Raw genomic sequence first — 21648 nt, 5'->3', positions numbered from 1 at the left:
GTCGTCGTTACTCGACAACGTATACTCTGACAATATTGACTTACTTTTGTGCTTCTTCGATTGCTTTGTAAACTTTATCAACTGTTTCTTCACCAATTTGGCCTTTATATTCATCAATAACTGGTGCTACAGCTTTCACCATTTCTTCACGTGCTTCAGGTGTAATTTCTGTATATTCCATGCCTTCATCTTGAAGAGATTGAAGATATTTATCATTTGCTTCACGGTTCAATTTACGCTCATACTTACCAGCTTCAACCGCAGCTTCTTTCATGATCTTCTGCTGATCTTCTGTCAAACCGTCGTAGAATGACTTGCTCATCAAGAATACGAACGGGCTGTAAATGTGGTGCGTGTTTGAAACATGGTTTTGTACTTCATAGAACTTTTGAAGGTAGATTGTAGCGTAAGGATTTTCCTGACCATCAACTGTACCTTGTTGCAATGCAGTGAAAAGCTCAGTAAATGCCATCGGTGTCGGGTTTGCTCCAAGTGCTTTAAAAGCGTCAAGGTGAAGATCATTTTCCATCGTACGGATCTTAAGACCGTCGAAATCTTCCATTGTAGCAACTGCACGCTTACTGTTTGTTAGGTCACGGAAACCATTCTCCCAGTAAGATAATCCAACAAGATTCTGGCTTTCTAGCTTTTGAAGTAGTTCCTGACCAACTTCCCCATCAAGTACTGTATCTGCTACTTCTTCATTCGGGAAAAGGAACGGAATATCGAATACGCTAAATTCTGGAACAAAGTTTGCAAGTGGTGCTGTTGATGGAACAGTTACTTCCTGAGTACCAAGCTGAAGTGCTTCTGTCATCGAACGGTCATCGCCTAGCTGACCACTGTGGTAAGTTTCAACTGTAATCGCGCCGTCTGTTTTTTCTTCAACGATTTCCTTAAACTTCAACAACCCTTTGTACTGTGGATGCTGATCATTTAGTCCAATACCTGCTTTAATTACCTTCGACTCCCCACCATTTGAAGCGCTTTCATCTCCGCCATTACTACTTGCTTTTTCCCCACTATTTCCACAAGCTGCAAGCATGGCAATTAATAGAATAGTAGATAGTACCATTGCTAATTTTTTCAAAATACTCATTCCCCTTTATGTAGTTTATTTTTTCATTTCTCGGTCGCTAACTTAAAAGTAGACCGAGTGAAAACAGCGAGAGCATTCTTTTCCCAACTCTCAATTTCATAAGACCCCTGCGACAAGTGACAAGTTTCAATCAATCCAGCAAACCTCAGTAACCGCTTTCATACACCTAGTAAAAAAAACAGCGATTTTAACGCTTTGCTGAACCAGACTCCCTTTCAATCCCCCCTGTAAGGACTCTTTAGTGAAATATTTATTCTGTAAATCTGATTATACATGAATATATTTTTAATACAACAGTTTTAAGAAAAAATATTTATTCAAAAATAAAATTATTAGAAATATTATTCTCGCAATCATGAAAATACTTTTGAATTAGTGGAAAGGTCGTTGTTCTACGGGGATTAAGAGAGGTATTAATTCATAGCGATTTCACCGTCTCCACTACTTTTTTAGGGGAATAAAATATTTTTATGTTCTAAGTAACCTCTTTAATTATCAGAAATATAGTGAAATTTATTTTCAAAGACATAAAGCGGATGGTGCCAGGCACCACCCGCTTTACGTCATAATATGTCGAACCAAACTACTACTCTACTTCACCTCAACCAAAGCACTCTTGCCACTTCATCCGAAAGTCCAAACCTATTAATAAAGTAATCCTGAAGGCGGCCTTTTTCTCCGCCTTCTACCCACTTGCGATACAAGCGAATAAGCTCACGTACATTGCCTTCGCAGTAGCTATCAATTAGCTCAGCAACTGTATTCGTACTTCTCCAATAATCATAAAACGCAGCCGAATAAGAAAAGTCGTCTCCACCTCGATATCCCGCTTCTCCAAATGCGTCTAGCGTGTATTCCCCATACTTTTCTTTATGAGCGTCAATTAACAATCGCTCCACCTTCATCAGTTTTTCAAATCGCTCTTCTGACATTAAGAGTTTTCGAGGTAAGTAGAAGCAAATCCCTTCTTCGAACCACATATCATTCGCATTCTCTTCTTCCCAATCATCGAATTCTGAATGGAAGAAGTCAGCGTGGTGCGTGAATTCATGGGCAACAAGCTCTGCTACATCGACCATTTCAAGGTTTTCATAATAATCCGCTGCCTCTTTCACATCTTTTACCGTGGATAGATAAATATCCTTCCACGTGTCTCGTAATGGGGTTAAGTGGATCAAGTCTCTCGAAGTGTAGGCGGGCAATGGAATCGTCGAATACAGCTTTGTGGCTGATTCTAAATCGTGGAAAACAATCCCTCTTGGCGGCTCCTCAACGGTCGTAATTTCTTGCAGCGCACTCTCATATGTATCAAGAAATGCTAATAGCTGTAGTCCGCTCTTTTCAATCTCATTTGTTTTTGTTGTATCTGTTACCGATACGGCATAGTTCATATACAATCCCTCCGTCTTGCTATTTCGATTTCTCTTAAGGGTCCTCCTCTTTTTTTCCATCATTCGACTAATATAGAGTATGAGACTCTACGGTAAATCAAAATCCCCCACCGCCACACGGTGAGGGGAACAATCCTACTCCATATCAAACCAACCATTATCGATCGTCTGCTTGTACCAATAATAGCTATCCTTCTTCGTTCTTTCTAGCGTACGGAAATTAACGTGGACGAGTCCGAAGCGTTTATCATAGCCTTCTGCCCACTCGAAGTTATCAAGCAAAGACCATGTTAAGTAGCCTTTAATGTTCACGCCTGCTTCTATACTTCGACTTAACGAAGTAAGATGCTGCTTTAAATACTGTATCCGACGCTCATCTTTAACCTGACCATCTTCAACGCCGTCGTTATAGCAGGCACCGTTTTCGGTAATGTAGATCGGGACATCACCATATTGATCCTTTAATTTGCTAAGGACCTTATAGAATCCTTCTCCGTATACGTTCCAGCCAATATCCGTTTTATTATAGCCGATATCGATTTTCTCTAAATCAAATAAATCCTCGTTTTCTTTATACCTTCCGACGCTGCCTGTGTAGTAATTGATCCCAACAAAGTCGATAGGCTGACTAATAACGTCAAGGTCGCCATCTTCAAGCGTAAGGGAAACGCCTTTTTTCTCAAACCAATTCAGCATAAATTCCGGGTACCGTCCTTTAAAGACTGGATCAAAGAACCATTCGATAAACCAGCCCATCCCACGATTGCAGGCGTCAATGTCCTCCTGCTTATTACTAAAAGGCTCATTCCATTCGAGGTTTGGGGCATACCCGATGTTACCTTCCATTTCTAACTCTCTGAATCTCGTAACCGCTTTGCCGTGCGCTAATAGAAGATGATGTGAAATAGTAGTCGCAAGCTGGAGATCCTGATTGCCTGGTGCGTGAACGCCGATGAAGTTTGATAGGAAAGACACGCACCATGGTTCATTGATCGTAATCCAGTGCTTTATTTTCCCATTAAATTCGTTAAACATAAGCTCGGCATAATCAGCAAACGCATCCGTCGTTTCTCTGCTTGCCCATCCACCCTTGTCCTGAAGGACCTGCGGCAAATCCCAGTGATAAAGTGTACACATAGGTTCAATGCCATGATCGAGTAGGGCGTCAACAAAACGATGGTAATACTGAAGACCTTCTTCATTGACCTTCCCTGTGCCATTCGGAAAAATACGCGGCCAGGAGACGGAGAAGCGATACATTTCAATGCCTAGCTCCTTCATCAATGCAATATCTTCTTCATAACGGTGATAGCTATCACAAGCGACATCTCCATTATCTCCGTTCTTCACATTTCCAGGCGTATGCGAAAAGGTGTCCCAAATCGATTGGCCACGTCCACCTTCATCTACGGCCCCTTCGATTTGATAGGCTGCGGTTGCCGCGCCCCACTTCATATCATTTGGAAATTGTATAATTGCCATTGTCTTCCCTCCATTATCACGTCAGTAACTGTTTCGTTATACTTTACTTCCACAAGATTCTCTCACGATCAATTCTGAATCAATAAAAACGGGTTTCAATTCTGTTTTACCATTTGTTAAATCATGAAGCATATGAGCAGCAAGCTTACCGAGCAGCTCTTTATTCTGCCTTACAGTCGTGAGCTGCGGAGCACTGTAGCGGCAGGCATCGATATCATCACATCCAACTAGTCGGATATCCTCAGGAACCGAGAGTCCAGCTTCTTTAATTGCTCTTAGCGCACCAAAGGCCATCATGTCGGAAGCCGCAAATACCGCCTCAGGTCTAGCCTCTCCTTGGAGAATGCGATTCATTGCTGCATAACCGCTCTCTTCATGAAAATCACCGTACTGAATCCACTCTTTTCTCACTTCTAGACCAAATTGATTCATCGATTGTAGGAATCCTTTTTCTCGCAAGTTAGAAATCGCAGAATCTGATCCCCCACCGATGAAAGCAATATCTTTTACCGAATTAAGATACAGATGCTGAATCACTTTCGTAGACAAGTTAATGTTGTCTGTCATCACATAGCTTGAGCTTGGGCCATTGAGTTCTAGATCGATGCCCATACACGGGATGTCGCTTTCCACTAGCTCATAAATGGCATCCTCAATTTCCTCACCTGTGATGATCAAACAGCCATCCACATGAAAATGCCTGCACCTTGCAAGGTAGCTTCCATTGTCCTGATAAAACTGTTCATTCGAGAACATCAAGATGTCATATCCTAGTAACCCGACTGTTTTCTTAAATGCGGTTACAACTTCCATAAAGAAAGGATGTGTAAAATCAACGTTCACTCGGCCAGCATAGATCAGGCCAATGAGATTCGATTTTTTTGTCGCTAGCGCCTTAGCTGAAAAGCTTGGCTGAAAGCCTGTTTCTTCGATTACTTTAAGAACCTTTTTCTTCGTTCCTTCACTAATGCCACCGTAATTGTTAATAATTTTCGAAACGGTCGCTCTTGATACTCCTGCCATTTGTGCAATATCTTTAATCGTTAGGCTCATCGCTATCCCTTCTGACATCATAATAGAATTTATACTGATAGCTTACTAAGAAACGCTATGTGAAGCAATTTCTATATCGGCTGAGCCTCTATTTTACTGATCCTTCTGTAATACTCGAAATAAATAGGCGATTAAACAGTAAGAAAATAATGAGCAATGGAATCGTTGCCCAGAACACGCCTGAGAGGATCATTCCGAAATCAATATTAAACGTGTTACTTAAGGAAGCTAATCCAACCTGGATTGTATAATTCTCCGGGTCCCTTAAGACAGTAAATTGCCATAAGAATTCTCCCCACACCGCTGTAAACACAATGATGCCAAGCGTTGCAAAAGCCGGAAGAATAATCGGGACAACGATGCTTCGATAAATTTTAAAGTTCGAACAGCCATCGAGCTTCGCTGCCTCAATCAGCTCATCGGGTACCGATTCGCTCACATATTGTCTCATGAGGAAGATGCCGAGCGGATTAAGGAAGAACACAACCATAACCCCAGCAAGCGTATCGAGAAGGCCAGCTTTCGATACGAGAAAATACTGTGGAATCAATCCCAATTGTGGGGGAATGATCATCGTTAATAAAATTGCGATAAATAATCCGTTCTTGCCCGGGAATTTAAATTTTGCGAACGCAAATCCTGCTAGCGAGCTAATAAACAGCACAACAAGCGTAACGATGGAACAAATGAGAAAGGAGTTCCACATCGCTTGAAAGAAATCAATTTGATTCAGGACTTTCTGGAAGTTCTCGACTAGCATGCCGCCTGGCGTGATCGTAGGCGGGATTGAATTATAAGCTGCACTCGGACGCGTCGCCATCACAAACATCCAGTAGAACGGGAACAAGGATAAGAGTGAAGCGAGTCCTAGAAACAGATAGATGAGCACTTTACTGAAAGAGACTTTTTTTCGTTCCTTTCGATTCGCCATTACCTTACCCCCTTCTTCTTACGGCCATTGCCTGATGTGATGAGCGTATTGATTGTTGCAAAGAAAAGAATGATCACAAGCAGGATAATCGCTGTCGCAGAGGCCGTACCAAAGGATTGAAGCTTAAAGGCATCTCGGTACAAGTACATAACGACCGTTAGTGCTTCGTCTCGTGTAAATGCCCCAGCGCCTAAGAAAATCGTCGGCTCAGAGAAGAGCTGTAGTGCCCCAACTGTTGAGAAGAACACCGTTAAGATGATAAACGGTTTCAGCAAAGGCATCGTAATATAGAGAAGCTGCTGAAACTTATTCGCGCCATCAATCGTTGCGGCTTCATATAAATCATTTGAGATGCTTTGGATCCCCGCTAAGTAAATGATCGTATTGTACCCAACCCAGCGCCAGAACACCATAATGGAAATCGCGATTTTCGTTCCCCATTCAGATGTGGACCAATTCACCGGATCAAATCCGAAGACGCCTAGCATGTAGTTGGCGAGTGATGACTCGTGATTACTAAATAACACACTGAATATAAGGGCAACCGCCACCATCGAGGTGATATACGGCATAAAGATCGTAATTCGAAAGAAATTTTTAAATCGAAGGAATGTAAGATTTAATAGAAACGCCAACACAATGCCGACGACTATTTGTGGCGCCGTGCCCATTAATCCCATGATGATCGTATTGTATACTGACTTCCAAAAAAGAGGATCCTCTAAAACGATCCGAAAATTATCGAGCCCAACAAAGCTCATTGGACTTAATCCGTTCCATTTCTGAAACGCAAGATAAACGCTGAATATAGCGGGATAAAGACCAATCACTCCAAAAATAATGAAAAAAGGCGCTACGTACAAATAGCCTGAAATCATATCCTTTTTCTTTTCAGATCGATATCGTTTCTTCTTAACCCCTCTTTCCTGTCCACTCATTGAAATCACGCTTTCTCCCCACTTCCGGTGATTAAGTAGGATACGGTGGGTTTACCCACCATATCCCATCACAAATACTGCTTCTATCGGTCTATTAATTCCTCAGCACGCTTAATCGCAGCTTTCCATTCTTTCTCAGGATCGCCACCTTCTTGAACGTTATGAAGCGCATTTAATACTTCTTGATGAACAGGGAAGTATTTCACGCCTTTGAAGACAGCGCCATCAATATCCTGTGCCGCTTCAGCAAAAACAGTTGATGTTACTTGCCCACCAAAGAACTCATCTTCGTTCGTTTTGAACTCTTCCATGTCATAGACAGAAGTAGCGGAAGGGAATAAGCCTTTGCTCTGGAATGATTTCAGCTGATTATCAGGGGATACAAGCCACTCGACAAAGTCATATGCTTCCTGTGGATGATCGGTTTCACTTGGAATGGAAATATAAGAGCCTCCCCAGTTCGCTGCGAATTCAGTTGGAAGTGTTGCCACGCGCCATTTTCCTACCGCGTCAGGGGCATTTCCTTCCATCCATCCCTTCAACCATCCTGCTCCAAGCTCTGCTGCGAATTCACCTTTGTTTACGCCGTTCGCCCATTCAGGTGTCCACATTTCAAGCTTGCCAACAATGCCTGCTTCATCTAACTCAACAGCATAGTCATATGCCTTCTTCACGTCGTTTCCTTCTTCACCTAGCAATAGTTCACCGTCAGGATTTAAGTATGTTTTTTCAGAAGCATCTAAATAAGCGCGATAAGCCATTTCGATACTATCCACGAATGGTTTTCCTGTTTCTTCCTTCAGCTTCATTCCCGCTTCTTTAAACGCTTCAGGGGAATTAATAAGAGATTCTACTTCCGCTGGCTCTGTTGGAAGTCCAGCTTCTTCAAAGAGATCCGTGCGGTAATACAGTGCCTTCGGGCCAATATCCGTCGGTAGACCAATTAGGAAATCGCCTTCTTGATTTGCGCCAGCTTCCCATTTCCAATCTAAGTATTGATCCTGCACATCCTTCGCACCAAGATCATATAAATTCTCAAAACGTCCCTGCGCTTCTTTGAATCGATCCAGTTGATCCACTTCCAAAGCCGCAATATCAGGTGCCCCACTACCAGCAGACAAAGCTGTAAAAAGCGCATCATGATGCTCGGCTGATTCTGCAGATCTCACTTTAATCGTCACGTTCGGATGTTCCTTTTCGTATTCCTTCGCAAGCTCTTCATAATTCGTTGCACCAAATGCCCAGAAATTCAACGTAACCTCTTCATCACCGCCATCGCCAGACGTACTGTCATTTCCATTACAAGCTGCTAAAGAAAATACAAGCAGCGACGCCAGTCCTAACCCCAACCACTTCTTTTTGCTTTTGTTTTTCACCGTTACTTCCCCCTCATGCGATTTTTAAAAACGCTTGGAAACCGGTTTCCTAAATGAATAAAAAAATGAACGATTCACATCAAAGTAAAGCGTTTTCATAAACTGATTATAAGATTATATCGTTAGAAAAGCAACATTATTCTAAAAATTTGTAAACCGGTTTCTTAAATGTTTTTAGAATATTGAAACTAAAAGCATCGATGGCGGAATCCTGATTGGAACGATAAATCCCTTTGCTACAGTTGTTTTAGAGAGAGGGTCGCTGTTTACATTGGTAGCGCTAAGTGGTTAATTTAAGTGCAATAAATAAAGCAATAACCATACCTAAATAAAAAACAACATCCCACATTCGTATTGGTTTATAAAAGAAAAAGTAGCTGATAAACAAATAGATAGTATAGCCTAAGAAGCCATATACGATTGAGACTTGAAAAAGGAATGATAGGAAGACTAAAACCACAAGCACCGTCACATTCCATTTTTCTTTCTCTTTCCGTTTTGCGTCATCCATTTGCTCATCACCTTGACATGTTGTATTGAGTTTACGAAACCTGGAAAGAAGTACGCGCTAACTTTCCCTTTGCCTTTTCATCAAATTTCCAAAAGACTGAAGCGGTAAAAATCACGATAAACAGCCAGGGACTCGTACTAATGAAATAACCGAAGTCCGTTACTACTTTTGTAATCGGAAAGATAAACGAGAATAACATCATTCCGAGTCCGACGTGGACAAAATAGGCATATCGCTTCCGGCGATTACTTTCGCGTGTGAGCTCATCAGAGGCGATTGAAATCGCAATTCCTACTACTAATAGGAACGGTAGCAGATAAATAATCATTAAAAAAGCACTACCAATAGCGACAGAAATATCTCCTTCTCCCCCGCTCATTAGATAGATAAGACCCCCTACCGTTGTTAATACAATGCCGAATACCCACGTGATTAGGGCGGTCACCAGGGCTGTTTTGAATTTGCTGAAAAGCATATGTATGAACCCCTTTTTGCTTCTTTATTGTAAACTTTACCTAGTCCGCTCTAACACGTGAGCAATCGACCTGATCGCTTCCTTGCTGAAGTGGTTTGAAAAGTCATCCTCTACTCTTACGGCTTTGCCAAAATGATATTCTTCTGCCAGTACGGCTTGATGGATGTCTTCGATATTTGCGAGTGACAGTCCTGATCCTGGCATGATCGTTAGACCGCTTTCTTCCGAGTAGCGCACAAGCTCTTGAAGCTGAGTGATCCGTTCTTGCCCTTCCTGATTGGCACCGGATGTAAGAATTCGCTTCACATTTCGGTATTGAGCAAGGGTTTTAAACCCTTGTTTTTGAGAAGAGAGTTCTTCGAACGCTCGATGAAAGGTGATGTCGATATCCGGCTGCTGCTGAATGATTGTTTCAAGTAACTCTTCGTCAATTGTATGATCCTTCGTAATTCCTCCGATAACAATCCTCTTGCCTCCGAGTTCACTTAAGATGCGGATATCTTCAAGAATAACCTCTTTCTCCTCATCGCTGTAGCAGTGGCTATATCCGTTTGGACGAATCATCACCTGAACGGGAATCGTAACACTGTTTAATACCGATTTTATCGTTCCATAACTCGGTGTTAAACCTCCAGCTTCAATCCCTGTTACAAGTTCTACTCGACCTGCTCCAAAGGCTTCTGCCTCGATTGCTTCTTCTCTGTTTTGTACGATCACTTCGATCATTTCTCCATCTCCTATCTGATTCACTCGATGTTTTTGTATCGTTCTCACTGAGTTTAAATGTTCCACTATCATCATAGCTTTTTCCATTTAAGGATGCACGGGGTTTTGGTGAATTCGCGAGGTCGCGAGTGCCTGTCACCTCCCGATTCCTGTCATTACTTGTCGATTAAGCTCTATGTATAGTTTCGCTCCTATTAGACACTCTAACAATCAGGGGTGATTCAAATGAAACTTAACAAGAAACAATATGCTAATCAGCCTTTTGCTAGTAAGAAATCGTACACGAATGAAGCCGATCTGGCTCCTTCTCAAGGTGAACAAGCAGGTCGTCCATTAGAAACCAAATCAAAGCGGAAATCATAAAGAAACTCAGGCCAACGCCTGAGTTTCTTTATGCAGCTTCTATCCAAACCTCTTGGAATGGTCGCCGCTCCCTTTGCTCAGTGCCTAAAAGGCGGAACATTACTTGACGCTTGATCCTTCCTAGAAATAACTAACTCATGCTTTGCATTAACTCCGGCGTAAAATAACGAAGATGCAGCAGGCTCCCCTCTTTTTTCAAGCTGATCCATTAACCACGCTTCCGTATGACCTAAGTGCTGCAAGATATCCTTCTGTACTCGCCCATCCAAAATAACAGGAATCTCAAAATCATTCGCCTGCTTATCGATCGCCATATCTTCACGAACAACGCTCTCTTTACTTGGATATAGTTTCACACTAAGTCTTCCATTAGCCTCCACAATGGCAAGCTCGACATCTTCTGTATGGAAAACGTCCTTTTCTCGAAGCATCTGAAGGACATTATCAATCGAATATTGAATCTGCTTCATGTTGTCTTTAAGGAATACTCCATTGTACATCACAACAGTAGGCTCGAACGTAAGAAGCTTTCCTAACTTCTGATGCTTTATCTTTATCCTTGAAATTAACTTCTGTAGCAATCCGATCGCAATCATCGCAATAACCGTGTGAATATGATCAATCTCAGGATCAGCGATATCCGCTCCTACCACAGCGCCAAATACAAGAACGACTAGAAAATCAAATACAGGTAGTTCTCCAATAGACCGCTTCCCCATATAGAGTCCGATGGCGAGCATGAACGGAAGAATCGTTACTATCCGGAAGATGACCTTCAAGGCATCCATGAATATATCCATAAGACCCACCTCTTTTTAACGAATAGCCTCAGTATGGCCAGAAAGTTGGGAAGCCAGTACTTTCAAAATAAATGAGAAAGGACTTACCCGTTTCTACGGATAAGTCCTTTTCTCATTTGTATCCAACAATTTCCTTTACTCAAACAGCTCAGGCAACCAAAGCGTTAGAGATGGAATATAGGTAACAAGCAATACAATCACAATGCCTGCGAAGAAAAACGGCAGGATGTCTTTTATCGTTTTTTCAATACCAACCTTCGCAAGGTAACAAGAGATAAATAAGGTTGATCCAACAGGTGGCGTAAACAAACCAAGTGCTAGTGAAACAAGCATAACGATCGAGAATTGAATCGGATCCATTCCTATATCTGTCGCAATTGGGAAGAAAATTGGAATGAATAGAAATAGGTTTGGCACAAGCTCCATTACCATTCCGGCTACTAACATGATCGCCACTAGCACAAGAAGAAGCGCCCAATCCGGGAGACCAAAGCCAAGGAGCGCATTAGCAATTAGTTTCGGAATTCCTTCTGAGATGAGTACCCATGTGAAAATCATAGAGGCACAGACGGTAATCATGACGACGCTCGTCCCGTAAACCGTATCCTTGATAGACGCAATGATATTTTTCAGCGTTAAGCTTCGGTAAATAAAGAGTCCAATAAGAAATGCATATACGACAGCAAGAGCTGCGGCTTCTGTTGCAGTAGCAATCCCAAAAATAATCGCACCAATCAAGAAGACCGGAAGAAGAAGTGCCCACGACGCTATTCTAATGCTATGGAAAAACTCTTTTAACGTAGGCTTGTCTTCACGAGGATATCCACGTTTAACGGAGATCACAACGGTCGTAACAAGATAAATAAGTCCAATTAAGATGCCTGGAATGACGCCTGCAAGGAACATTTTTCCGACCGATTGATCTGCGAGCCATGCGATAATAATCATCGTACTACTTGGTGGAATGATAATCCCGACAACTGAGCTTGAAGCGTTGATCGCCGCTGCGAAGGCTGGTGTATAGCCTTTCCGTTTCATTTCAGGAATAAGCACGCTCCCCGTTGAAGCAGCATCTGCTACGGAAGAGCCTGAGACACCCGCCATCCCCATACTCGTTACGACCGAGACACAGGCAAGGCCACCCGGAAGCTGACGTACCATTGAGTTGGCAACGTTGATAATACGCTGAGCAATATTTCCATGAATCATTAGGTTTCCAGCGAGAATAAAGAACGGGATCGCAAGAAAAGCGAAGGACTGCGTATTTGAGAAGAAACGCTGAGCAAACATTTCAATTGGTATCCCCGCAACCATTATGTACAGTAGGGCAGAAGCGCCCATGGAAAATGCGATTGGCACACCGAAGAGGAGAAGTATAAAGAAACTAAAGATCATAATCCAAATCATGTGGCACCTCCTCTTTCGTCACGCTAACTTTGTTTGTTAACACAAGTCCGATTTGATAAATTAGAATGACGATAATAAGAATGAATGATACTGTGACCGAAGCATATAGCCATCCCTTTGAGATACGTAAAATCGGTAGAGGCTGTCCTGCCACCGTTCTCGAAATGCCATAGCTTGAAATCACCATATAGAAAGAAAAATAGAGCATGACTAACCTCGCTAACACATAAGCGATTTTTTGACCCAATATCGGCATTTTATCGCGCAATACTGTTATCGCTAGGTGATCTTCGTTTCTCGTCACGGTAACCGCTCCAAGAAAAATAAGCCATGGAAACAATAAGCTCGTAAGCTCAGTCGTGAAGACAAGTGGAAAATTAAACACATAACGACTAAGGACTTCTCCAAATACAACGAGCGTAAGCAAAACCATCATCAGGCCTGAGACAAGATCAATTGTTTTTGTAATTGCAGAGATGATGCCAGAAAACAGATTTTGCTTTTCCTTTAACATGTGAATCCCCCTTTTGAAAAAAGAAGAGGCCTGCTTCAGGCCTCATCCAGAAATCTTATTGTTCTGCACGATACTCTTCAACGAAGGTTTGCATATCTGTAATGATTTTTTCACCCATTACATCTTCCATTTCCGTATAAACAGGTTCAACGGCTTTCTGGAAAGGCTCCAATTCAGGATATGTGATTTCTTCAAACGCCGATTCGGCTTCCTCTAAATATTTCTCATCATTTTCTTGAGTGAATTCTCGCGAAGCATCTCGCGCTTTCTCAGACCCTTCCATCACAATCTCTTGAAGTTCAGGATCAAGCCCATCAAACGTTCCTTTGTTCATAATAAAATAGGCGTAGTAATACGTGTGGTTTGTAATCGCCAGGTAGTCTTGTACCTCGTCCATATTTTGGTCGAAAATGTGGAGAAGAGGGTTGAACTGTCCATCAATTACACCTTGAGATAAACCATTGTAAATTTCCGTGTACGCCATGGTGGAAACGGAGCTACCGAATGCTTTAAACGTTTCAATTAAGCTAACATCGTTAGGTGCACGCATCTTAATCCCCTTCAGATCTTCAGGCGTTTCAATAGGACGTACATTGTTCGTAATTTGTGCAAATCCTAAATCTACGTCATTTAAAACTTTGAAGCTATGTTCTTCTCCCAGGGATTTTAAATCATCACCTATTTCACCATCTAACACCGCATAAGCTTCTTCGCTACCTTCTGTAAGAAAAGGAAGAGATAGCGTCGCATATTCAGGTACTATGTTCGCCATCATATTCGCTCCTGCGATTTGCATATCAAGGGCCCCAACCTGAACTGCTTCAATCATTTCCTGTGCTGTCCCATATGTTTCATTTGGGAAGAACTCGATACTAATTCGACCATCGGACTCTTCTTCCACATAGTCACGAAAAGCCTTCGCCGCTTCCCCGCGAGCGGTCTCATCTTCTCCTGAATTCCAGCCAATCTTCCATTCATACGTCTTTTCACTACCGCCTGAAGCTTCTTCTCCATTTCCACATGCAGCAGTTGTAGCTAGAACAATCGCTAATAGTCCCGTTCCGAGTATTTTCTTCATTTTCATCGTACCTTCCCCCTATGATTCATTCTGATCCAACTCTTCAATGAAAATCTTTAAAGCATGAATCGTTTCAACGCAATCTTCTAAAGACGACCATTCTAACGGACTATGACTTACCCCTTTTCGACTTCTTGTAAAGAACATCATCATCGGCACATGCTTACCAATAATCATGGCATCATGCCCAGCACCGCTTGCAAGGTAAAAAGGATCGAGTCCAGACGCCATTTCCATCGCTTTACCTGCTAATTGATATAACTCAGGATCAACAGGTACAGGCTTAACGCGAATCGATTCCATAATCTCTAACTCTGTTTGATGAGCGTTTGCAACTTGTTCAGCCGTTCGTTGGACCAGAGTCACAAGCTCGTCTCGCTGTGCCTCATCAATATCACGAATATCAACGGTTACCGTCACTTTCCCAGGAATCACGTTAACTCCCCCAGGCGACACCATCATTTTCCCTACCGTCGCTACAGCCGTCTCACTCACTTGTTTCGGTAGAGTTGAAACCTTTGCAACAAAGGAAGAGGCTGCTACTAACGCATCGCTTCGATCATACATCGGTGTATTTCCGGCATGACCGGCTTCCCCTTTGAACGTAACCTCCAACCAGCATGGACCCGCAATGCCACTTACAATACCGTATGGAAGATTATTCTTTTCAAGTTGTTTCCCTTGTTCAATATGTACTTCGACAAACGCTTTAAACGCTGTTAGGTCACGCTTTGCCTCTATTGAACCATTAAGGGATAAGTTATTATCTTCTAACACATTTTCAAAGGAACGACCGTGCTCATCTTCTAATGCTCTCTGCACGTCTCGATTCAATTCTCCAGCCATGGCTCGGCTGCCTGTCACTCCACTATGAAAACGTGCCCCTTCCTCATCAGAGAAAACAGCTACTTCAAAGGTATGTTTCGGACGATATCCTGTATCCTTCCAAGCTTGTGCGACCTCAATCGCCGCAAGAACACCTAGCACACCGTCAAAATGACCACCATTTGGTACCGTATCTACGTGAGAGCCTGATTGGATAATAGCAGCGGACTCTGTTCCTTCAAACTTCCCAAACACGTTTCCCGCTCCATCCACCGTCACCTCTAGCCCCGCTTCTTCCATCCACCCTGCCACAACTTTCTTAGCAAATTGCTCTTCTTTAGTAAATCCGATTCTTCTTGATCCACCCTCTTCCGTTCTTCCAATTTGTGAGATGGCGCTAAATCTTGATGCAAGCCTTCTACCGTCTACACCAGAATCCCAATTTGAGTGTTCAAAAGTTTCAAGGAGTTCTTGTTCGAGATTCATCGAGTGATGAGGTATGAATTTCATTGTCACGCCCCTTTCTTCTTACTCTCGCTTTAATAAAGCAAAGTGATGAAAACCAATTTAATAGTACTAATTATAAAATAATTCTGTAAATTTAAAAATATAGTTCACCGACAAAACTATTCTTCACTGTTTGTTGGATTCCCACAAATACCTAAGTATTCACAAATGTAGATCCCAAGCTGAAGATCAAAGAGCATCCGCCCTTCTAATGAAGTAACTGCTAAAATTTCTTTCATTGTATTCAGCCGATATTTGATTGTATTGGTATGCACATATAACTGACTTGCACTGCTTGTCATATTTTGGTTACATTCTAGAAAAACTTTTAACGTCTTAAATAGTTCAGTTTGGTTTTTTTGATCATAATTTATGATGGGGCCGAGAATGTCATAAACGTAATCTTCTAATTCATCTTTATCTGTTCGCATGATCAAACGATACGGACCAAGCTCATCATAGGAAAGAATTTCTTTCTGACTCGTCGCCGTTTGCATATATTGAACACATCGCCTCGCGTCACGATAAGAAGTTTTCACACCATGAAGTTCACCTGTCACACGTCCTAAACCAGCTCGCAACGACAGAGAAAGGGTTTTGGTGGATGCTTCATTTAAACTTGCAAACAATTCTTTTAAACGATCCAGTCCCTCTTTTTCAGTCGCATGTTCAGGCAAAATAAACAGTAATGTCATTTCCGTGTTCTTATCTAACACGAGCGTTTTATATTCGAAGCGAGAAAGAGAACGATAGATGAGCCGATAGAGCTGTTGCTTCCTTTGACTGGCAACGTTTAGAGATAAGCTGGAATCATTAATCGATATCGTTGCCACAATGAATTGGTTGTGGCTCTCGTTTATATTAAGCTTTGCTAGCTTTTTGTATGGTAGCTTCTCAGCTGAATGATTAAGTAGTTGATCGAGGATATATCCTGAGTAAGTGAAGTCATTAAATAAGATTCGCTCCTGTCGACTCATCTCAAGAGCGAAGATCGTATTCGCCTGTTCAATCGCAACTCGGTCAAGAGGATCAAGGACGATTTCTTCTCGCATAAATACAGTTAGTAAACCAATCACAAACGTATCTGTGCGAATCGGGAAACAATAAATCCCTTTAATATCTTCAAGAGAATGAACGGGATAGAAGGAGAAACCTACTCGAGCCATCGCATCATGTAAGTAAGATTCACCATGAGTAATCATCTGCTTTGCGATCTCTTCGCATTTATGGGAACAAGCACCAAGAACATCAAAGAATTCATTATAAATAGCCACATCTTTCTTCACTAAGTGCCCGAGCGTTTCAGTAATTTCAGTTAATCCACCTTGCGAAAGAGAGACTTTCGATAACTCCTCGTGAATCTTCGTGGAGCGTTCATTTTGAGAAAACAGCATCGCATTTTCAACCGCAATAGAAGCCTGTGTAGCGAACGTTTCAAGCAGCTTTAAATCATCATTATTGAACACTACGTTTTTACCAAAGATGTCAACTGTCAAAACCCCTATGCACTTCCCTTTTGAAATCAATGGAACACATAGCGTACTCGTTGGATAGGCCAATTCTCCAAGAGACTTCGCATAAATCTCTTTCGTTTCAGGAGTAATATTACTCATCCCCTGCTGCGTGTCTTCCCGTCTTGAGAAAATCCTCCCTTTACCAGAGAGAAACGTTTGCCCACTCATTCCCTCACCTGGAGAAAGCTTAACGGCACTCATATGGTTCATATCAAATCCAACAGCGGTTTTGGCATACAGCTTATTTAAATTTTCATCATATAAAAAAAGAATACTCGCATTCGCCCCTTCAATCACACTAAGCACTTCATTAATTAACTGATGAAGTACCTCATCAAGATCGAGTGTGGAACTTAACACTTGCATCGAGTTAATTAAACTCATTAATTTTTTCTCTGTATTCATCCCTTCAACCGCCTTCCAAATAAAACTATAACTAGTAGATTATCATAAGAGAATGATAAAAAGAATCAAAAAATAAAGAAAAATCGAGTTTTTTTGACAAAATCCCAGACGTGATCTTTCATCTCATCTGGGATTGGAAAACACAACAAATAGAGCTTAGAGGCGAAAATGCCGTTCTAAGCTCTATTCTTATGATTATTTTATTAAAGCTCCTCGATCACTAAACTATATTTAACGTGGTCGTTCCTTTTCATAAAAGCTTAAGGCATCTTAGAAGCACTCTTCGAACTAACCCGCTCCAGCATGTATTCAAGTAGGAACAGATAATCCTTCTCATTACCCGTCTTTTTAGCAAGTACGGATAAAGGCTCTAAAATGTGCAGACAATCATTTTCGTACAGGCTGTAGTTATCAAACCCTAAAATCGTCTGGCGGGCAAATTCCCATAGATCTTTGTGTGCTTCCTCATCCATTGTTTTACTTAGCTGGGCAATCATCGTTAAAAGCGCCGTTATAATTGTTGTGTTTTGATTGGCATATTCTCGAATGGAAGCAAATCCCTTGTGAAGGTAATAACTAAAATCTTTTTGATTTAAGATAATTCGTAGCTTCTTTTCCTGATCAAAAAGGTAGGGAGAGAAATTCTTTGATTTGCCAATACTATTCAACAGATCAGCAATCTGATGAATGGTATTCGTCACCGTAAGCGGATCATTGTGACCCAAAGCCTTAATAGCTAATTCGGCAAGCTTAATAAGACCATATTCCAGATCTTGAATCTCTGTTTGTTTGACCCCGATTTCAATGGATTTCAAGTAGCGGTCTGGATTCATCACTTGTCCATGTTCCCAATAAGTAAGCAGTGGTGTGCCTGCTATGACGAATTCTCCAATTCTAACATCGAACCTGAGGAGAACGTCGTCTCTATTCGCTTGTTTAATCAACCTTGAAAAGTCAGCGACTTGAAGATAACCAGATTGATTGGTTTTGATAATTTTTCCATCAGAATCTGAAAGAATGTCTTCCTTCTGTACTTCCTTCTGAAGGTGATAAGGCTTTAATTCTTCTTCAAGAGAAGCCTGCACTAATTTTGACTTAGCATTCATATTGAAACTGATATTATGAACTTGCATCCACGTAGCAGTATGGTTGATGAAATAAATAAACGTTATGGCGGCTGTAATAGCTGTCAGAATGGATAAAACAGGTGTCGCAACTACATACTCCTCTTCTCCGTGCGTCACGTATAAGAAGTTTAAGAGGACGTAAATAAAACTTCCGTTAAAAATACCGAGTACATGCTGCGTCGCTCGGTCACTAACGAAGTTGACAAGCATTTTAGAAGAAAACTGCCCACTAAACGTCGTCAGGGCAACAAGTAAGGAGTTAAGTGTAAAGGCACTTAAGGTCAGCACCCCTCCTACAAGTGCACTCAATAGAACCTGTAGCGTCTGACCACTAAAGCCAATTCCAACTGGCAGATACAAGCTAACATCCACAACATAGTCGAGATAATAGGTAAAAATAGATAAACCTACAGCTCCAACAATATACCAAAATGGCATAAACCAAATGGTTGAATTCAATTCACTTTTCCGCTGACGTCTCGACATCTTTAAATATTTCTTTATATAGTAAAAGAACCCCATTTAATCACCATTCTGTTCTTAAGAGTTTATATCACTTCTACTAACTACCCTTGTCAGGAGTAAACTAACCTGGATTTTATTGTTTCCATCAAGAGGAGCATAAAAACATAAAAAAAACTCCAGCGGCCCATACAGGCTACCCTGTTTTATACGATTATCTTATCGATGAACGCTTTTTCGTATTTCCTAAAAAGGAAAATTACTCTGAATTAATACAAGATGCCACCCTACAACGAAAAGAAGTGCTAATTGACTGAACCATTAGCACTCCTTTTACTTCTCTCTAAATGACACATCATAGAAAACAATCTTACATCTCCAAACTCATAAACACACTATTCGGATCTTCCCTATACCCCGCAAACGGCTGACACTCGTGAAATCCGAAGCTTGCATACAAACGCCTGGCCGGCTGAAAGACTTCCATTGAACCTGTTTCAAGACTCAACCGTTCGTATCCACGCGCTTTCGCTTCATCAATAACGTGTTGAAGAAGTCTTTTTGCGACACCCTTTCTTAGATGAGCAGAAGCTGTTTTCATGGACTTAATCTCAGCGTGGAGGCTGTTCAATCTTTGAAGCGCTACACATCCAATTAAGTCACCCGCTTCCCAAGCACTCCAAAACGTAATCTCAGGCTTCCGTAACCCCTCTAGATCCAGCGCATGCTTACTCTCCGGTGGAGAATGCTTTTGCATACTTTGGATATGGTCATTCAATAATTTAGCCACTTCAGGTCCTCTTAAATCATCTACTATAATCTCCACTGAATTCACTCCTTTATCGGTACATTGCTCGCTTTTCATGATTAACAAATCACTCGATCGTAATATCATATTCCATTTGTTTCGCTGTCTTTAACGCGACTTCCTTACCAAGTAGCCTAGCGATCATATGGAACGACAAATTGATGCCTGCAGAAATGCCCCCTGATGTTAAAATCGAACCTTCATCGACGAATTTGACATTCCGTTGAACGGAGACCTCTGGAAATTCCTCTTCTAATCGATCAAGATCCATCCAATGAGTTGTCGCTTTTCTTCCATCAAGCACACCTGCTTTCGCCAGCAGCAAAGCTCCCGTACAAACCGATGTCATCAACTCCACTTTTGAGTTCTGATCTTGAATCCATGCAATTATCCGAGGATTGTTGATTTCAATCTGTTCAGCGCCATACCCACCTGGAATAATGACGATATCAAACGAAGGGTGGTCGTCGAAACTATAATCTGGTTGCAGCTTCAACCCATTACGCGCCGTAACCATTTCCCCATTTTCCGAGATTGTTTTAACCACAAAAGGCTTTACGTTCGACTCTAGTAAAGTTGTAACCGAAAACACTTCAAAGGGACCCGCAAAATCCAAGACTTCCACCTCATTAAACAGTAAAATACCAACAAGACGCTGCCGCATTTACTTGACCTCCATGATTAATCGATTTCCTTTTCGATAGATTAACTTTACTATATTATGAGGTGGCATTTCTGATAAAATAACCGGATACGGAAAAAATAGTTCCGATTAAGAGGAGTTGTTTCATTCTGAGTGAATTACTTTTATCAAAAAAATTCATACCTACTTACTTTATCGCTGCAATCTTCGTCATTCTCTTATACCGTACAATCGGAAATTCATGGTTTGAGGCAATACTCGTCAGTTTTCCTTGTTATCTTGTAGGCATTATTTCGCTTGCCCAAAATTTCGGTAAGAAAACAAAATAAGACTAAAAAAGCTACGTCACTCTACAACTCGTAGAACAACGTAGCTTCTCTTCTATTCAGGATCCATCCAAAACAGCTCATCAAGCGATTTATTTAACGCCCAACAAATAGACAAGCACAACTGCAGCGTCGGGTTATATTTTCCGAGCTCAATGAGCCCAATCGTCTGTCTCGACACGCCAACCTTTTTGGCAAGCTCCTGCTGGGAGAGATCATGCTCCACTCTTGCCATTTTTAATCTCACATTTTTCACAACTGATCACCGCACATCTTCATCATCCAACTCTTCTAATTCCTGCTCATTTATCTTATCACTTTTATACTTCGCTACCGCATAGGGTACCACCATTATGACAAATAAGACAGGAATGTAAATCATTAAGCACCCTAATAAAATACTGAGAAAAAAATAAAATGTTTCCTCAGCACCTTCTCCATACTTCAAAGAGTTTCTAACCGCAAGGAAAAGAGAAAACCCCACTCCCAAGAGAAGACTGATCAAGAAATTCCGTTTACTAAAGCTCACCTTCCTCGATCGATCGTGCATCTCTACCTCATCTGAAAAAATTCCAAGGATCGTTGATCGTATAAGATAATACCCAGAACTGGCACTAAAAATAATAATCTCCGTCCATACATGCTGTATTCCGTCCTCAACCAGAAACTGTTTATACAAAACTGATAAGGCACAAATCACCACAATGAGAATATACATTTCCCGGTAAATCTTATTTTGAAGAGTCGTCAGCCGTTCGTCTTTCTGCTTCCCCTTAAATCCAAATCCCATTATTACCCTTCCTCCCTTTTATAAATTTAATTTATCCTTCTTTTTCCATTATATATTATTAATGTCGTTTTGCAATATATATTGTTCATTTAGACGT

At 41.4% G+C, this 21648-nt stretch carries 22 protein-coding genes; 1 reads left to right on the top strand and 21 read right to left on the bottom strand.

Going from position 1 to position 21648, the window contains the following annotated elements:
• Positions 1-40: 40 nt before the first annotated feature.
• The 10 genes from AC0VYO_RS06685 to AC0VYO_RS06640 form a co-directional block, all read right to left on the bottom strand.
• Positions 41-1090 (bottom strand): TRAP transporter substrate-binding protein, encoded by a 1050-nt coding sequence (locus AC0VYO_RS06685; RefSeq protein WP_322098425.1) that lies wholly within the window; start codon positions 1088-1090, stop codon positions 41-43.
• Between the two features lie 605 nt (positions 1091-1695).
• On the bottom strand, positions 1696-2490 hold the full coding sequence (locus AC0VYO_RS06680) for a hypothetical protein (RefSeq protein WP_475368703.1): 795 nt from the start codon (positions 2488-2490) through the stop codon (positions 1696-1698).
• A 135-nt stretch (positions 2491-2625) separates the two neighbouring features.
• Positions 2626-3972 (bottom strand): GH1 family beta-glucosidase, encoded by a 1347-nt coding sequence (locus AC0VYO_RS06675; RefSeq protein ID WP_475366956.1) that lies wholly within the window; start codon positions 3970-3972, stop codon positions 2626-2628.
• A 36-nt stretch (positions 3973-4008) separates the two neighbouring features.
• A complete protein-coding gene (locus AC0VYO_RS06670) occupies positions 4009-5025 on the bottom strand; it encodes a LacI family DNA-binding transcriptional regulator (protein WP_430241189.1) in 1017 nt (338 codons plus the stop codon).
• Between the two features lie 88 nt (positions 5026-5113).
• A complete protein-coding gene (locus tag AC0VYO_RS06665) occupies positions 5114-5956 on the bottom strand; it encodes a carbohydrate ABC transporter permease (RefSeq protein WP_475368702.1) in 843 nt (280 codons plus the stop codon).
• Positions 5956-6894 (bottom strand): carbohydrate ABC transporter permease, encoded by a 939-nt coding sequence (locus tag AC0VYO_RS06660; RefSeq protein ID WP_226612502.1) that lies wholly within the window; start codon positions 6892-6894, stop codon positions 5956-5958. The genes AC0VYO_RS06665 and AC0VYO_RS06660 overlap by 1 nt, the downstream gene beginning before the upstream one ends.
• An 83-nt stretch (positions 6895-6977) precedes the next feature.
• Positions 6978-8270: an ABC transporter substrate-binding protein gene (locus tag AC0VYO_RS06655; protein ID WP_475368701.1), complete on the bottom strand. Its 1293-nt coding sequence runs from the start codon at positions 8268-8270 to the stop codon at positions 6978-6980.
• Between the two features lie 280 nt (positions 8271-8550).
• Positions 8551-8781: a hypothetical protein gene (locus tag AC0VYO_RS06650; RefSeq protein WP_475368700.1), complete on the bottom strand. Its 231-nt coding sequence runs from the start codon at positions 8779-8781 to the stop codon at positions 8551-8553.
• 31 nt (positions 8782-8812) lie between these two features.
• Positions 8813-9256, bottom strand: coding sequence for a hypothetical protein (locus tag AC0VYO_RS06645; RefSeq protein WP_475368699.1), 444 nt, complete (start codon positions 9254-9256; stop codon positions 8813-8815).
• A 36-nt stretch (positions 9257-9292) separates the two neighbouring features.
• A complete protein-coding gene (locus AC0VYO_RS06640; RefSeq protein ID WP_475368698.1) occupies positions 9293-10030 on the bottom strand; it encodes a copper homeostasis protein CutC in 738 nt (245 codons plus the stop codon).
• Between the two features lie 177 nt (positions 10031-10207).
• Between AC0VYO_RS06640 and AC0VYO_RS06635 the strand changes: the two genes are divergently transcribed.
• Positions 10208-10345, top strand: coding sequence for a hypothetical protein (locus tag AC0VYO_RS06635; protein ID WP_475368697.1), 138 nt, complete (start codon positions 10208-10210; stop codon positions 10343-10345).
• Positions 10346-10422: 77 nt separating this feature from the next.
• On the opposite strand, the gene AC0VYO_RS06630 is transcribed toward AC0VYO_RS06635, so the two are convergent.
• From AC0VYO_RS06630 to AC0VYO_RS06580, 11 genes are all read right to left on the bottom strand, one after another.
• Positions 10423-11145, bottom strand: coding sequence for a DUF421 domain-containing protein (locus AC0VYO_RS06630; RefSeq protein WP_475368696.1), 723 nt, complete (start codon positions 11143-11145; stop codon positions 10423-10425).
• Positions 11146-11280: 135 nt separating this feature from the next.
• The gene (locus AC0VYO_RS06625) at positions 11281-12552 is read right to left on the bottom strand and encodes a TRAP transporter large permease (RefSeq protein WP_475368695.1); all 1272 of its coding nucleotides are present in this window, start codon (positions 12550-12552) and stop codon (positions 11281-11283) included.
• Positions 12530-13066: a TRAP transporter small permease gene (locus tag AC0VYO_RS06620; protein ID WP_371018483.1), complete on the bottom strand. Its 537-nt coding sequence runs from the start codon at positions 13064-13066 to the stop codon at positions 12530-12532. The genes AC0VYO_RS06625 and AC0VYO_RS06620 overlap by 23 nt, the downstream gene beginning before the upstream one ends.
• Positions 13067-13121: 55 nt before the next feature.
• Positions 13122-14150, bottom strand: a complete 1029-nt coding sequence (locus AC0VYO_RS06615) for a TRAP transporter substrate-binding protein (protein ID WP_283152590.1) — start codon at positions 14148-14150, stop codon at positions 13122-13124.
• A 12-nt stretch (positions 14151-14162) separates the two neighbouring features.
• On the bottom strand, positions 14163-15455 hold the full coding sequence (locus AC0VYO_RS06610; RefSeq protein WP_475368694.1) for an allantoate amidohydrolase: 1293 nt from the start codon (positions 15453-15455) through the stop codon (positions 14163-14165).
• A gap of 140 nt (positions 15456-15595) precedes the next feature.
• On the bottom strand, positions 15596-17395 hold the full coding sequence (locus tag AC0VYO_RS06605) for a GAF domain-containing protein (protein WP_475368693.1): 1800 nt from the start codon (positions 17393-17395) through the stop codon (positions 15596-15598).
• A gap of 260 nt (positions 17396-17655) precedes the next feature.
• Positions 17656-19008 carry a DUF2254 domain-containing protein gene (locus tag AC0VYO_RS06600; protein ID WP_475368692.1) on the bottom strand — a complete coding sequence of 451 codons (1353 nt, stop codon included), beginning with the start codon at positions 19006-19008 and terminating at the stop codon, positions 17656-17658.
• A 346-nt stretch (positions 19009-19354) separates the two neighbouring features.
• Positions 19355-19810 (bottom strand): GNAT family N-acetyltransferase, encoded by a 456-nt coding sequence (locus AC0VYO_RS06595; protein ID WP_430241176.1) that lies wholly within the window; start codon positions 19808-19810, stop codon positions 19355-19357.
• A gap of 49 nt (positions 19811-19859) precedes the next feature.
• Positions 19860-20456 carry a DJ-1/PfpI family protein gene (locus AC0VYO_RS06590; protein WP_475366949.1) on the bottom strand — a complete coding sequence of 199 codons (597 nt, stop codon included), beginning with the start codon at positions 20454-20456 and terminating at the stop codon, positions 19860-19862.
• Positions 20457-20816: 360 nt separating this feature from the next.
• A complete protein-coding gene (locus tag AC0VYO_RS06585; RefSeq protein ID WP_194220828.1) occupies positions 20817-21017 on the bottom strand; it encodes a helix-turn-helix transcriptional regulator in 201 nt (66 codons plus the stop codon).
• A 6-nt stretch (positions 21018-21023) separates the two neighbouring features.
• The gene (locus AC0VYO_RS06580; protein ID WP_430241170.1) at positions 21024-21551 is read right to left on the bottom strand and encodes a DUF6773 family protein; all 528 of its coding nucleotides are present in this window, start codon (positions 21549-21551) and stop codon (positions 21024-21026) included.
• Positions 21552-21648: the final 97 nt, after the last annotated feature.

Source organism: Anaerobacillus sp. 63XJN7_4_ISO-PGPR-S23-413 (assembly GCF_056173725.1).
This window is presented reverse-complemented; position numbering and strand designations above follow the sequence as displayed.